Genomic DNA, 14,620 nt, shown 5'->3' with positions numbered 1-14,620 from the left:
GGGAAGATGCGTATTCGTTGGAGATGATAGAGAGGGAGTCTATGTATTCTCCTGGTAGTGAAGCTAGTGATAACAGGCGCTGCAGCCGCCTGGTTATCGCTGGAACCGGCAGTAGTTGCGGCAAAACGACCGTGACTCTTGGCCTTCTGCGGACCCTAGTCCGACGTGGACTGAAGGTGCAGGGTTTTAAATGTGGGCCAGATTATATTGATTCGGCCTATCATGCTGCTGTAACCGGCCGCCCCGCCCGCAATCTTGATTCCTGGATGACTACGCATGATTATGTGCTGGACAGTTTCCTGCATGCCTCGCGGGATGCGGATGTGTCGATCATTGAAGGCGTGATGGGACTGTACGACGGAAAGGAGCCACTGGGACTTTCTGGCTCCACAGCGGAAATTGCCATCCTGACAGCGAGTCCCGTACTGTTGGTTGTGGACGCCCGTAGCATGGGGCGCAGCGCTGCGGCGATAGTGCTCGGCTTCCAGCAGCTGGAGCCGAAAGTTCATATCGCAGCGGTGATGCTGAATCGCTGCGGTAGCCCCAGCCATTACAGGACAGTGAAGGCGGCCGTTGAGGCGGCCTGCAGTATCCCTGTCATAGGCTGGCTGGGGCGAGATGCCGCTCTGGATATCCCAGAGCGGCATCTGGGCCTGCTGCCGGCGTTGGAGCGCGGCGAGCTGGAGCCCTTATTTGACACCGCCGCCGATCTGGTGACGGCGGGAACTGACCTTGAGCGGCTGCTAGAGATTGCCGCCGCCGCGCTGCCATTGCGGGCAAATTCCACCGTTGCCCACAAGCAACAGATTAATCCGGTCAACCATACACAGTTGGACAGTCTCTCGATTGCCCCGGTCATCGCCGTTGCCCGCGATGCCGCGTTCAATTTTTATTATGCTGACAATTTGGAACTTTTGATCCAGGCAGGGGCGCGGCTTGTAGAGTTCAGCCCGCTACGTGGTGACGGGGTGCCGGAAGAAGCAGACGGCATCTACCTCGGCGGTGGCTTTCCCGAGGAGTTCGGTGAAGTTATTTCTGCGAACGGAGCTTTTATGCAGGGACTCAGAGATGCGGCGGCTAACGATATGCCGTTATACGCCGAATGCGGTGGGTATATGGTGTTGGCTCGTTCCTTGACCGACAGAGCCGGAACTGTCCATGCTATGGCCGGCATTATTCCAGCGCATGCAAGGATGCAGGGACGCCGCGCCGCGCTGGGTTACCGGGAGGCCACAGCGCTCTCGGATTGCCTGCTACTAGAGAAGGGGGAGACTTTGCGGGGCCATGAATTTCATTACTCAATCATGAGCTATGACGAGACTCCACGCCAATATGCCTATGAGAGCAGCGGTAGAGGCGGGATCCGCCTGGAAGGCTATATTTCCGGGAATATCATGGCCGCTTATGCGCATATCCATCTAGCCTCTTACAAACCTGCTGCTACCCGATGGGTAGCAGCCTGTAGGGCTTACCAGGAGAGAAAAGGCGCTCAGAATTCAGGAAGGACGGAACAGTTGAATCCATTTGGCCACCTAAGCTGAGAATAGTCATTCACATAGTCGTATTGCCGTATCAAAAGACTCCGCAAAGGAGTTTTTTTGATGTTGTGTCAACCGCTTGTTATATCCCTATTGTCCAAGTATAATGTGGAATAGAGAGCGCTTTAATAATAGGCGGCCACTACGGGTCTGCTGTTTATGGAGAAGGGGGATTACTTGCAGTGAAATTACTGGGAGCGATAGAAGCAGGGGGAACAAAGTTTGTTTGCGGGATCGGAACAGAGGATGGCAATATTATTGACCGGATCAGCTTTCCGACATTAACTCCGGAAGAGACAATGGGGCAGGTATTGAATTATTTCAAGGATAAAGGTGTGGAAGCGATCGGAATCGGTTCGTTCGGACCGATTGATCCGGTGCTCGGCAGTCCTACTTATGGATATATAACTACGACACCGAAGCCGCACTGGGGGCAATATAACCTTGTTGGCACGGTGGCTGAGCACTTTGATGTGCCGATCGGTTTTGATACGGATGTCAATGGTGCAGCACTTGGTGAATACACGTGGGGTGCAGCTCGAGGTCTGGATAGCTGTCTCTATATTACTGTTGGAACAGGCATCGGGGCTGGCGCAGTGGTGGGCGGCAAGCTGGTTCACGGACTCTCACACCCGGAGATGGGCCACATCCTGGTCCGCCGTCATCCGGAAGACAAATACGAGGGCTTCTGCCCGTATCATGGCGATTGTCTAGAAGGCCTGGCAGCCGGTCCGGCCATTGGCAATCGTTGGGGTCAGCCTGCGGGTGAGCTGCCTGCCGATCATCCTGCATGGGAGATGGAGGCACACTATCTGGCGCATGCCCTGATGAATTACGTGCTGATCCTATCTCCGCAGAAGATCGTTATGGGCGGAGGGGTTATGAAACAAAGCCAGTTGTTCCCGTTGATCCACAAAAAGCTACAGGAACTGTTGAACGGCTATGTGCAGCATCCGGCCCTGAATGAGGGGATCGGTAACTATGTTGTACCGCCTCAACTCGGAGACAATGCAGGTCTCGCTGGTGCGATTGGCCTTGCCAAGCTAGCTTTGGACAGAGAGCAGTAAGAAATAGGGATTGACTGTACGGTAATATATGGTATTGTAGGATTTAACAGTATAGCATCGTCATGAGGAAGCACCTCTTTCGCGTTGATCGCGGAAGAGGTGCTTTTTGGCGTGGTTTGGGATACGACTTATATGTTTCCATAGCGGAAGAATGGCACGGTATTCGGTTGTGGAAGAATGAAGCGTTCAATCAAAGAGCTGCCCTATAGCCCTAACATGCTTACTGTAAGATGGGAAAGGAAGGGATTGTTATGCAGATAATATTCATGAACCGCTTGTCGAGGATGGCTGGCCGGGAGGAAGAGGAATTCGCTCAGCTATGGATCGGCGAGGAAGAAGGTGTGTGGAGCCTGGGCTGGCGTGATTTTTCGGTAAATGCTGTCTTGGAGAGCACGGACAACCTCTGGTATGAGGGAGGATCATGGAATGAAATGCTCTGTGTGTACAGACATGAACTGGCGGTGAAGATGGGGGCTGGATACCGTCCATTGATTGACGGCGGCTTGCACGAAGAGGAGGTACTGCCCCGCCGGGGCAGGGAGCAGCTGAAGCTGCAATATTACAGTGAGCATTACAGTCAGGAGAGTGTCTATGATGAACTATGTGCCTGGCGCCGAGGCCGTGCATCCAGTGAGCGCAAGGCTCCTTATATGCTGGCAAGCAATCGTCTGCTGCGCCTGCTCAGTACCTTTCTGCCGAAGACGACAGAAGAACTGCTGCAAATTCCCGGCATCGGCGAAGCCAAGGCAGCTCAGTATGGCGCAGATTGGCTGGCAGTAACCTCTGTTGCACCAAGAGAGCGTGATTTTCCGCTGAGTTGGGTCTATGAGGAGATCGGGGACGAGGAATTCTCCTCCTGGTTATACAAACAGAAGGAGCTTAAGTATAAGAGACAGCTTGAACAGCTGCGGTTGAACCGGACTCTGCTTCAGGGCATTGATGGTGGTCTTGGACTAGAGCAGTTAAAGAACGAGACGGGGGTTAGTCGTAGAGAACTGCTGGAAGCGCTGGAGGAACTCGAGAAAGACGGCTATTCTGTGGAGAAGCTGATCGAGCTTGAGCTTGAAAGCATGGCGCATGAGGAGCAGCAGGCGGTCTGGAAGGCCTATGAAGAGTTTGGTGACCTGTTCCTGAAGCCGGTGCTGTACAAGGTCTATGGCGATACACCACCTGCTGCTGCGGGCGGCCTGGAAATCCATTATGAGCGCCTACGGCTGATCCGTATCCGGTTCCGGCGGGAGCAGGCTGGAAGCCTTGATTCGGCAACGAGCTTTTAGCATCGGGTTACATACCAAAAAGACGAAGGATTCATGCCCCTTAGGGTGTGAACTCCTTCGTCTTATGCATTCGTTAGTATTCCTTCATAGCCAGTCTTTCTTACGGAAGATATAAAGCATTCCGCAGCCGAGGGTCAGCATCAGGCCAATTACGGTGTAGTAGCCATATTTGCTATGCAGCTCGGGCATATGGTCAAAGTTCATCCCGTAGATGCCGGTAATGACAGTCAGGGGCATGAATATGGTTGTAATCGCGGTGAATACTCTCATAATTTCATTGGCTCGGTTGGCGATACTGGACTGATAAGCTTCTCGTAAGTTGCCCATCAAATCGCGGTAGGTCTCAAAGGTCTCGGAAATTTTGACGGCATTCTCATAGATGTCGCTGAAATACTTCTGAAGCTGGTCATCGATCAGCCGGAGATCCTTTTTGTTCAACGTGTTGATAACTTCCTTTTGCGGACCGAGCATTTTCTTGAGCCATAGGATTTCACTGCGCAGACCGATGATTTCACTAAGATGTGATTTCTTCGTATGCATGAGGATATCTTCCTCCAGCTTCTCAATCCGGACTTCAATTCGATCGCCGACGGAAAAATAATTATCTACTACAAGGTCAATTAGCAGATACAGGAACTTATCCGGTTCGCTAACTTCCTGCTCCCACAGCATTGGTTTCAAGACACGTAGTTCATTGATCTTCTGCTTCGTCACTGTGATGATAAAATGTCTTCCGAGAAAGACGTTAAGCGCGCGCAGGAAAATCTCCTCATCATCAAACCGAATGCTGTTCACTACAATAAAGTAGTGGCTTTCGTAAATTTCAATTTTTGGACGCTGCTCCTCTTCGCTAAGGCAGTCCTCAACGGCAAGATCATGCAGATTGAACATGGGCTGAATGAGTTCCAGGTCCTCCACATCAGCATCGATCCAATAAAATCCCTCACCAGGCGGGGATAATGTTTCATTAATATCATCAATAGGTGTAAAAACCCCTGCGTTGACCAGCCGGATTTTCATCTGATTCACTCCTTCGATCCCTGTCTTCTCCAGGGACATGCTAATAAAAGCACAGAGAAAAAATCAGCTTGGCCGGGGTCATGTCAGGGTGAAGCGGCAAATGACGTTTCGAGGGCATGAAGAAGAACTGCTCCCGCCGCCGGCAAGCTGATGTTAATCCTGTGTGGTTGTTCGTTCTGTACACTGAGCTGCGAACTTGGGTCGCCCTCCATAATCCTCTCACCTCTTGTCGTCCAGTTTAAAACCCTTGTCTAGTATAACGCCGGGGTATGCCTCTTTCAAGGAAAATTCTTGTCATTTTCAAGGCTCTTCAGCATTGTATGGACTTGACGAGAAGTGGGTTCATGATTTAAAGTGATTTTAAGAAAATTCAACTGAATACAGCTTAATCTTATCAAGAGCAGGTGGAGGGACTAGCCCGATGAAACCCGGCAACCGGCGTGAAGACGCACGGTGCTAATTCTTGCAGGAAACTTTGAGGCGGGCAGATGCCCGGTGAAGATTTCTGGCAGATGAGAGAGGCGCATATGTGAATAAATATGACCTTTCTCGTTCAGAGTGAGGTCTTTTTTGTTTACCCAATGTCAACAGCCGCCAAGCGGTATTCTATTCCCAAGGAGTGAAGACGAGAGATGCCAATTAAGATTCCAGACAGCCTGCCGGCGAAAGAGATATTGTCGGGAGAAAATATTTTTATCATGGACGAGAGTGAGGCGTTTCAACAGGATATACGTCCCTTGCGCCTTGCCATTCTAAATTTGATGCCTACCAAAGAAACCACGGAAACCCAGTTGCTTCGTTTGATCGGTAACTCGCCGCTTCAAGTGGACATTGTGCTGCTGCGTCCCCGTTCCCATACTTCGAAGAACACGTCCGCGGAGCATCTGAACAGCTTCTATACGACCTTCGATGAGATTAGCCACCGCCGATTTGACGGACTTATCGTGACCGGTGCTCCTGTGGAGCAGATGGATTTTGAAGATGTAACGTACTGGGAAGAGCTGAAAGAGATTTTTGAATGGAGTAAAGATAATGTTACTTCGACTATGCACATCTGTTGGGCTGCACAAGCTGGACTGTACCATCACTTCGGTGTGCGCAAGGAAGCATTGCCTGATAAATGTTTTGGCGTATTCCCTCACACACTGAACCATAATAATGTAAAGCTGCTGCGCGGGTTCGATGAACTGTTCTATGTTCCGCACTCTCGGCACACGGATGTGTCCCGCGAAGATATCGAGAGTAATCCAGATCTGCAAATCCTGGCCGAGTCGGATGAAGCGGGCATTTATCTGGTAGCTACAAAGGATGGCCGACAAATTTTTGTCACCGGCCACTCTGAATACGATCCGCTTTCCCTGAAGTGGGAGTATGACCGTGATGTAGCCAAGGGCATGGACATGGCGCTGCCGAAGAATTATTTTCCAAAAGATGATCCGGAGCGTACTCCGCCGGCAACTTGGCGCGCTCATGCTAACTTATTGTTCTCTAATTGGCTCAATTACTATGTATACCAAGAAACACCCTATGATATTGGTCCCATCATTTAAGTTATAGATGCGCATGCAGCAGTGTACTTACTATTAGGAGGTTATATGGAATGGACGACAAACTGAGGATTGAAAGCAGACTTGCCCAAATAGGATCGCTGGAAGACCCGGCCACCGGCGCGGTGAACTTCCCTATCTATAATTCAACAGCGTTTCGCCACCCGAAGCTGGGGCAAAGTACAGGCTTTGACTATAGCCGAACCAAAAGCCCAACACGTTCTGTGCTGGAAACGGCAGCGGCGCAATTGGAATCCGGAGATGCTGCATTTGCCTGTAGTTCCGGTATGGCCGCATTACAAACGATTTTCAGCCTGTTCGGACAAGGGGATCATCTGATCGTATCGCTGGATCTATACGGCGGAACTTACCGCTTGCTGGAGCGGATCATGTCTAAGTTTGGAGTGAGTGCTTCTTATGTGGACACCAACGATCTAGAGGCGCTGGAGTCGGTTCGTCGTCCAGAGACGAAAGCCGTTGTGATCGAGACACCAACCAATCCATTGATGATGATCACGGATATTCAGGCTGTCTGTACATGGGCCAAGTCGCATGAACTGCTTACTATTGTAGACAATACGCTGCTGACTCCATTCTTCCAGCGTCCGCTGGAACTGGGAGCCGATATCATTATCCACAGCGCAACTAAATACCTGGGTGGTCATAACGACGTGCTGGCAGGGCTTATTGTGACCAAGGGAGTGGAACTATCTGCTGAAATGGCGATTCTGCATAACTCCATAGGCGCAGTACTGGGACCAACCGACAGCTACCAATTGATGAGAGGTATGAAGACGCTGGCACTACGCATGGAGCGCCACGAGAGCAATGCACTGGAACTGGCCCATTACCTCAAAGGACATTCGGCTATCGCTGAGGTCTTCCATCCGGGTCTGCCAGAGCATCCGGGCTTTGAGATCCAGAACCGCCAGTCTTCTGGAAATACCGGTATTTTCTCCTTCAAAGTGAAGGATGCGAGATATGTAGAACCGATTCTTCGTCACATCCGTCTAATTGCCTTTGCCGAAAGTCTTGGTGGTGTAGAATCACTAATGACTTATCCTACAGTTCAGACCCATGCCGATATTCCGGTTGAAATCCGTGATGCGGTGGGTGTGGATGACCGGTTGCTGCGCTTCTCGGTTGGTATAGAGCATATTGATGATCTGATCGCCGATCTGGGTAACGCACTCGAACAAGCACGTATTGAGATTGAAGCAGCAGATGCACAAGGAGGCCGGGCATAATGAGTGATAACAATGTGAACAACGATAAAAAGAATAATCTCAAATTCGCTACTCGCCTGCTGCACTTTGGCAACGAGATTGACAAAGCTACTGGCGCTTCCAGTGTGCCGATTTATCAGGCTTCGACATTCCATCATGAGGATATTCATAATCCGCCGCTGCATGACTACAGCCGGTCGGGTAATCCGACCCGTCAGGCCCTTGAGGATTATATCGCTCTGCTGGAAGGCGGAGAGCGCGGTTTCGCCTATGCCTCCGGCATGGCGGCTATTTCCAGTACGTTCCTGATGCTGTCCTCCGGCGATCATGTGATCGTTACAGAGGATGTTTATGGCGGTACATACCGGCTATTGACGCTCATCCTGAACCGTCTGAACATTGAAAGCACATTTGTGGATATGACGGATCTTGAGCAGGTCAAAGCTGCGCTTCAGCCGAACACGAAGGCCGTATATATGGAAACTCCGTCGAATCCGACGCTGAAAATCACGGATGTTGCCGCTGTCTGCGAATGGGCCAAGAGCCATGAGCTTCTGACTATCTTGGATAACACATTCATGACACCGTATTATCAGCGTCCAATCGAGCAGGGCGTGGATATCGTCCTGCACAGTGCGACGAAGTTCCTTGGCGGTCACAGCGATGTGTTGGCTGGTCTTGCTGTAGCTCGTACCGCAGAAATTGGCAAGCAGCTCAAAATGCTGCAAAACGGTCTCGGCACCGTACTGGCTCCGCAGGAAAGCTGGTTGTTGATGCGGGGAATGAAGACGCTGGAGGCACGGATGGCGCACAGCGAGATTAGCGCAGCCAAGCTTGCGGCTTGGCTTGACTCCCGCAGCGACATTACCGCTGTGTTCTACCCGGGACTGGCAAATCACCCGGGACGCGAGATCCATGAATCGCAATCCAGCGGCTACGGCGCGGTCGTCTCGTTCGATGTTGGCTCCGGTGAACGGGCTAAGCGTGTGCTGAACAAGGTGACGCTGCCGCTCGTTGCAGTCAGCCTAGGCGCAGTGGAGAGCATCCTGTCCTACCCCGCCTTGATGTCCCATGCGGCGATGCCGGCAGAGGTTCGGGCGGCCCGCGGCATTACAGACGGCCTGTTGCGTTTCTCAGTCGGACTAGAGTCCATTGAGGATCTCATCGTCGATCTGGAGCAGGCGCTTGCGGACGAATAATTAAGCCTCGCACAGACAGTTTCGTTTTCGGACGAAGCTGTCTTTTTTGAACGCAGGAACCGATCTGTGAGCGGGTGATTATATCTTTCGGACAAAGAGTAAAGTCGTTTCCAAAAGATGGATGAAGCCGTTATACTTTGTGAAAAAAATTTCTCAAGCGGTGCGGATTGTGTTACGATGAAGGAACGAACATATGCAATTGTCTTATAAATTTTATGAAAATACCATACAGATATGGGTTTTAAAGGAGGCTGCGAACGATGAGTGCGATAGACCTGATCTTGGATAAAGCGCTGCGGGGAGACCGGCTTGGGCTGGAGGATACCGTAAGATTGTTCGAGAGTAACGAGATTGAGAAAATGGGCGCTGCTGCCGACATTATTATGAAACGTTGGCATCCGGACCCGATGGCGACCTTCGTCATTGGCCGCAATGTTAACTATACGAATGTGTGTGATGTGTACTGCCGTTTTTGTGCCTTTTACCGCAGACCGGGCTCCGATGAGGGGTACGTCCTACCGGATGAACTTATTTTCCAAAAAATTTCCGAGACGATTGCCGTCAACGGAACTGAAATTCTAATGCAGGGGGGCGTGAACCCCAACCTGCCTTTCAATTACTATACCGATTTGCTGCGTGGAATTAAGCAACGCTTCCCGGAAATCACCATGCACTCCTTCTCGCCTGCTGAAATCATGAAGATGAAGGAAGTTTCTGGTCTGTCGCTGGAAGAAGTGATCCGCGAGATCCATGCGGCTGGATTGGATTCCCTTCCAGGCGGTGGTGCCGAAATTCTTGATGACCGTACACGCCGCAGAATCAGCCGTCTTAAGGGCTCCTGGCGTGACTGGATGGACGTTATGCAGACCGCGCATAAAGTCGGTATGAACACGACGGCGACCATGGTCATTGGCCTTGGCGAGAGTATGGAAGAGCGGGCACTGCACCTGCTGCGCGTGCGTGAAGCTCAAGATGAGTGCATCGCCAATAAGTATGATTCCGAAGGCTTCCTGGCCTTTATCTCCTGGACCTTCCAGCCGGATAATACCAACCTGAAGCTGGACAGACAAACACCGGAAGAGTACCTGAAGACGGTAGCGATCAGCCGTCTGGTACTGGACAACATCAAGAACTTCCAATCTTCCTGGGTAACTATGGGGCCGGAAGTCGGCAAGCTGTCGCTGCAATATGGCTGCAACGATTTCGGCAGCACGATGATTGAAGAGAACGTTGTGTCCTCCGCGGGCGCTACGTACAAAGTCAACATCGAGTCCATCACCCAACTGATCCGTGAAGCCGGCAAAGTCCCGGCACAACGCAACACGCGTTACGATATCCTGCGGGTGTTCGATGATGCCAATGCGAAGATTGACAATGATTTTGTAATGCAGAACTAGGCAGAGAGGCTGCTAGTCTAGAGTTTCGAGGCTAAATATAGACCGTAGATTCATTCGGGAAAATCGAATGTGTCTACGGTCTTTTTGTCAGAAGAAAATAAAGTATTAGACTCGAAAGGTAACTATCGTGAAAGAAAGTTCCGGCCATATACAATTGCATAATAATTCGAGTTGAATTACTTATCATTTCTTATCTTATCTGAATCAATAGAATCAGTAGCTTGGAAGAAGGAGAAATAGAAATGAAGCATTGGGCTTTGTGATATAATGTGGTAAAATCTTCAACTCCAAAACGCAGAAACTATTCTACATGTAGCGTCATCTTTCAGAGAGATTATCTCTCAATAACCGTTGTTTCTGGTGTTCCTGGATTGATGATATCCCAAGAGGAGGAAAACAGAAATGAAGAAGAAGGTTATTACGACTTTATGCGGTACCATGATACTTTTAGTGGGCATGGGCACAGGTGCTTTCGCGAGCTCGCATCTCCAAGAAATTAAAGCGTTGTTAAACGGAGATTTAAAGATCAGAGTGAACGGGGAGATTACCCCTCTCAAAGATGGCAATGGCAAAGCGGTGCTTCCCATTACTTATAAAGGAACTACGTATCTTCCGGTACGATCTGTTTCTGAGCTGCTGGATGTTCCGGTGAATTATGACGGGACAGCCAAAGAGGTGATTATTGGCGAACAGCAGGCAGGCGTTCCCGTGAAGCAGGAGGATTTTAACACCAGTCTGCATACCAAGGACCCTGCACTGACCAAATACGGCGGCAAGAATTATAAGGAAGTGCTGTACAGCGCACCTAATTCCAATATTAAATATACCGCGCTCAGCCCTAACGGCAAATATCAGAAACTTGTTCTGCAATTCGCTGCGGTCGGCAAGGAAGTGGAGTCTCTTGAAATTACGGATACTGACAAGAATGTGCTTCTTAAAAAAGTAGAGAAGATTTCGCCTAATAGTGATCTCCAGACGATTGAGGTAGATATCTCTGGAGTAAAGAACATCGCAATAAATGTGACACAAGCTGTTGACGGCGGGTTCATTATTCCACTAGATACTTCAATTTACAAGTAAGATTAAGCAGAGAAGCCCACAATGCCCGTATAGGCGTAGTGGGCTTATTTTCACGTGAGATTACATTTGATTTTTTCTCGTTCTTTTGCAATGAAGAGATTTAAATCCATCGTCCATGGTGTAATATGTAAATATATTCTAAAAATACTAAAGCGTTATGAAATGGAGGACTAAACGAATGGAACGTACAATTCAATTAATGGAAACCCATCTAAATATCGATCTTGGAAATCCGCCCCTTTTAAAATTAGATAACGGGTTGCAAATTCCATACTCTTCGATTAAGGGGATAACAACAGGTAGACCCATACCAAATGCTTTCAAGCTTTATGGTTTTTCTTTTCGAGGAACAAGAAATGGATTATTTAGATTCAATGGAGGTTATCATCTCTACTTTTTTAATAATGAGGTTGATACCCTTCATTTTGACTTGAATAATTTTCTTGTTGGTAAATTTAAAATATCAAAGTTAATCATTGATGTTAAAAACCCTGGAGAAATAAGTAAAACTATCTCCGAAAGATTGACGTGATCGTTCAATACCGAAAGGTCTACCGCACTGGCTTTTCTCAACTAACGGGCAGTTATGCGTAACTTCCAGGGAATGTAAACATCTAAATAACGTAAGGAACGAGGAGGCAGACAATTCTTGGAAGGAACGAATGTATGGGATGCGGAGTGGGAGGTTAACGAAGAGCAGGCGCGGACGCTGATAGGCAGACAATTCCCTCAGCTGTCATCGAAGCAAGTGAAGCGATTGGGCTGGGGCTGGGACAATACGGTTTTTCTCATCGGTGACGAGTACGTGTTCCGGTTTCCAAGAAGAACGATTGCAGTTGGCTCGATTCGTATGGAAGGGAAGCTGCTCCCGCAGCTGGAGGCATATATGACCATCCCCTATCCTAAACCGTTGTTTTATGGCGAAGCAAGAGACGAATACCCGGCACCATTTCTTGGCTATGCCTACGTGCCAGGAGATTTCCCCATCGGTTTGACGGAAGAACGCCGGGCTTTATCGGCAGAGACGCTGGCGAAATTTTTGCGGAGATTACATGAGTTTCCGGTGCAGGCGGCGCTGAAGTGCGGAGTTCAGGAAGATCATCGAAACTTGACGGACATAGCATCGCGCAAAGTGAAATTGGAGGGCTTTCTATCGAAGCTGGTTGAACACTTGTCGCCGGAGGAGTCCGGTGTGATCGAAGCGTATATTAGCAGACTGCAAACGGACCGTGTCGAGGCGGTGAATGCACTGCTACATGGCGATCTTCATTTCAAAAATATGCTTGTGAATGAGAACGGGATCATTTCCGGCATCATTGATTGGGGTGATCTGAGCGTAGGCCATCCAGCTTGCGATGTGAGCGTTGCTTATAGCTTTTTACCACCTTACGCTCGCGGCGTGTTTTTCGAAACGTACGGAGGAGCGGACGAGGAAACGAAGCTGCTGGCACGGCTGATCGCGGTATACATCCCCATACTAATCTTAATGCAAGCGGTCGACGACGGGAATGAAGCGATTGCGGCAGAGGCGAAATCCAACATCATGCGGGCACTGTCGGATTAGGCTCAATAATTCGTTGCGGCTATGGGGCTATGGCTATCGGCACCATTTTGTCGTTTAGAGGCCGTGATAAGGTACGATCCGCCTTCTCTGATGCTGCTTTATGTTGAGGAACACAAAATCACGAAATTCAAGAGAGTAAGTCGTTGCTCTAACGGCTGATGAAATAATAATTTACATCCATATCCAAAAGTGATATCATTTAAATATCAAATGAATATCTATTTGGGGGAATTCACATGACGGAAAAAAATCTTCGCCCGGTTAGTGGCTTCTGGGTTATTGCTCTGCTGATTCTTTGTCTGGCTGGTGGGATATACGGCTCTGTTCAGGAGTACGTTGTCGTTCCTGTCATATTGTTCGTAGCAGCAGCTGTGCTGCTGACCAGTATTACGGTAGTTCAACCGAACAAGTCAGTTGTGGTGACCTTCTTCGGGCAGTACGTTGGAACGATATCTGCGAGCGGGTTATGGGCGGTTATACCGTTCAGTGGTCGTAAGACAGTCTCGCTGCGGGTTCGTAACTTCAACAGCGCCAAATTAAAGGTGAACGATGTTGAGGGGAACCCGATTGAAATTGCGGCAGTTATTGTATTTAAGGTAATCAATTCTGCGAAGGCACTCTTCGATGTTGATAAATATATGGAGTTCGTGGAGATACAGAGTGAGACAGCGCTGCGTCATGTAGCGAGCAAATATCCTTATGACAACTTCAATGAAGCCGGAATGTCCTTGCGGGCCAATGCCGATGAAATTGCCAAGGAGCTGGCAAGCGAACTGCAGGACCGACTGTCTCTCTCTGGCGTCGAAGTCATTGAAGCACGGCTAACGCATTTGGCTTACTCGACTGAAATTGCCAGCACAATGCTTCAGCGTCAACAGGCATCGGCGATTCTGTCCGCACGGCAAATCATTGTTGAAGGTGCTGTGGGGATGGTGGATATGGCGATCAAGCAGCTTAAAGAGAGCGGTGTGGTAGAACTGGATGAAGAACGCAAAGCGGCGATGATCAATAATCTGATGGTGGCGATCGTGTCCGAGCGTGGAGCTAGCCCGGTCATTAACGCTGGCTCGTTGTATTAAGGCGGTATATTATGGCGGCCAAGAAAAGCTTTCCGCTGCGGATTGATCCAGAGCTGCATGAAGCGCTGGAGCGCTGGGCAGGGGAGGAGTTCCGCAGCGTAAACGGACACATCGAGTATCTGTTGCGGGAGTCGTTGAAGCGTGCTGGTCGCTTGCCCCAGAAGAAACGCCGCGAAGAATGATTCTGGTCATGGAAGTGCGGCGACTGGCAGCATCAATAATGATTTTCTCATGTATAACAAGGAGGGGACTTCTTCTGGCTTGACTGTCAGGGGAGGTCCGATTTATAATTTACTGGTAAATTCACACGAACAGCTTTGACAAAGATATGGATCAACAGTATCGGACCGTCCAGAGAGAGGAAACAATGGCTGCAAGTTCCTCCGGTATCCGGCTTTTGATTTACCCCTTTGTAGCTGCGGTTATGAACTCCCCGGAATCGTCCGATGGACAAGACTTGGGATAGTAAGAATCGCCGGTTCATGGCCGTTATTCCTATGCTGACTAAGGATTTTGCCCCAGGAAGTTGCTTTATTGGCGACAGGGGGAGGAATCGAATTTGGGTGGAACCACGGGTGCAATCACTCGTCCCTTTGCGGGACGGGTGTTTTTTGTTGCATGGAACA

At 49.6% G+C, this 14,620-nt stretch carries 13 protein-coding genes and 1 riboswitch; of the genes, 12 read left to right on the top strand and 1 reads right to left on the bottom strand.

Going from position 1 to position 14,620, the window contains the following annotated elements; genetic code table 11:
* Positions 1–41: 41 nt before the first annotated feature.
* The 3 genes from ACFVRY_RS26380 (at position 42) to ACFVRY_RS26370 (ending at position 3,882) form a co-directional block, all read left to right on the top strand.
* Positions 42–1,541 carry a cobyrinic acid a,c-diamide synthase CobB gene (locus tag ACFVRY_RS26380; protein WP_387503343.1) on the top strand — a complete coding sequence of 500 codons (1,500 nt, stop codon included), beginning with the start codon at positions 42–44 and terminating at the stop codon, positions 1,539–1,541.
* Positions 1,542–1,720: 179 nt separating this feature from the next.
* Positions 1,721–2,605 (top strand): ROK family protein, encoded by an 885-nt coding sequence (locus ACFVRY_RS26375; RefSeq protein WP_387503278.1) that lies wholly within the window; start codon positions 1,721–1,723, stop codon positions 2,603–2,605.
* A 251-nt stretch (positions 2,606–2,856) separates the two neighbouring features.
* The gene (locus tag ACFVRY_RS26370; RefSeq protein WP_387503277.1) at positions 2,857–3,882 is read left to right on the top strand and encodes an HRDC domain-containing protein; all 1,026 of its coding nucleotides are present in this window, start codon (positions 2,857–2,859) and stop codon (positions 3,880–3,882) included.
* 84 nt (positions 3,883–3,966) lie between these two features.
* Here ACFVRY_RS26370 and corA read toward each other — a convergent pair whose 3' ends face one another.
* Positions 3,967–4,902, bottom strand: a complete 936-nt coding sequence (gene corA / locus ACFVRY_RS26365; protein WP_066373916.1) for a magnesium/cobalt transporter CorA — start codon at positions 4,900–4,902, stop codon at positions 3,967–3,969.
* 388 nt (positions 4,903–5,290) lie between these two features.
* Positions 5,291–5,421: riboswitch (SAM riboswitch) on the top strand.
* Between the two features lie 113 nt (positions 5,422–5,534).
* Between corA and metA the strand changes: the two genes are divergently transcribed.
* The 9 genes from metA to ACFVRY_RS26320 all read left to right on the top strand — a co-directional run bounded on the left by metA (position 5,535) and on the right by ACFVRY_RS26320 (position 14,176).
* On the top strand, positions 5,535–6,452 hold the full coding sequence (gene metA / locus ACFVRY_RS26360) for a homoserine O-acetyltransferase MetA (protein WP_387503276.1): 918 nt from the start codon (positions 5,535–5,537) through the stop codon (positions 6,450–6,452).
* 50 nt (positions 6,453–6,502) lie between these two features.
* Complete coding sequence (locus ACFVRY_RS26355; protein ID WP_387503274.1) at positions 6,503–7,696, top strand: PLP-dependent transferase; 1,194 nt, start codon at positions 6,503–6,505, stop codon at positions 7,694–7,696.
* Positions 7,696–8,874, top strand: a complete 1,179-nt coding sequence (locus ACFVRY_RS26350; protein WP_387503273.1) for a trans-sulfuration enzyme family protein — start codon at positions 7,696–7,698, stop codon at positions 8,872–8,874. The genes ACFVRY_RS26355 and ACFVRY_RS26350 overlap by 1 nt, the downstream gene beginning before the upstream one ends.
* 260 nt (positions 8,875–9,134) lie before the next feature.
* Positions 9,135–10,271 (top strand): cyclic dehypoxanthinyl futalosine synthase, encoded by a 1,137-nt coding sequence (mqnC, locus tag ACFVRY_RS26345; protein ID WP_387503272.1) that lies wholly within the window; start codon positions 9,135–9,137, stop codon positions 10,269–10,271.
* A 402-nt stretch (positions 10,272–10,673) separates the two neighbouring features.
* Positions 10,674–11,351 (top strand): stalk domain-containing protein, encoded by a 678-nt coding sequence (locus ACFVRY_RS26340; RefSeq protein WP_387503271.1) that lies wholly within the window; start codon positions 10,674–10,676, stop codon positions 11,349–11,351.
* 178 nt (positions 11,352–11,529) lie between these two features.
* Complete coding sequence (locus ACFVRY_RS26335) at positions 11,530–11,883, top strand: hypothetical protein (protein WP_387503270.1); 354 nt, start codon at positions 11,530–11,532, stop codon at positions 11,881–11,883.
* Positions 11,884–12,000: 117 nt separating this feature from the next.
* Positions 12,001–12,915, top strand: coding sequence for a phosphotransferase (locus ACFVRY_RS26330; RefSeq protein WP_387503268.1), 915 nt, complete (start codon positions 12,001–12,003; stop codon positions 12,913–12,915).
* Positions 12,916–13,151: 236 nt separating this feature from the next.
* A complete protein-coding gene (locus ACFVRY_RS26325) occupies positions 13,152–13,994 on the top strand; it encodes an SPFH domain-containing protein (protein WP_387503267.1) in 843 nt (280 codons plus the stop codon).
* An 11-nt stretch (positions 13,995–14,005) separates the two neighbouring features.
* Positions 14,006–14,176, top strand: coding sequence for a type II toxin-antitoxin system antitoxin (locus ACFVRY_RS26320; protein WP_066373934.1), 171 nt, complete (start codon positions 14,006–14,008; stop codon positions 14,174–14,176).
* Positions 14,177–14,620 lie beyond the last annotated feature (444 nt).

This window comes from Paenibacillus sp. NPDC057934 (assembly GCF_042887565.1).
In the GTDB taxonomy this organism is placed as follows: Bacteria; Bacillota; Bacilli; order Paenibacillales; family Paenibacillaceae; genus Paenibacillus_AQ.
Note: the sequence above shows the minus strand (reverse complement) of the source record. Positions and strands in the feature narration are given on the sequence as shown.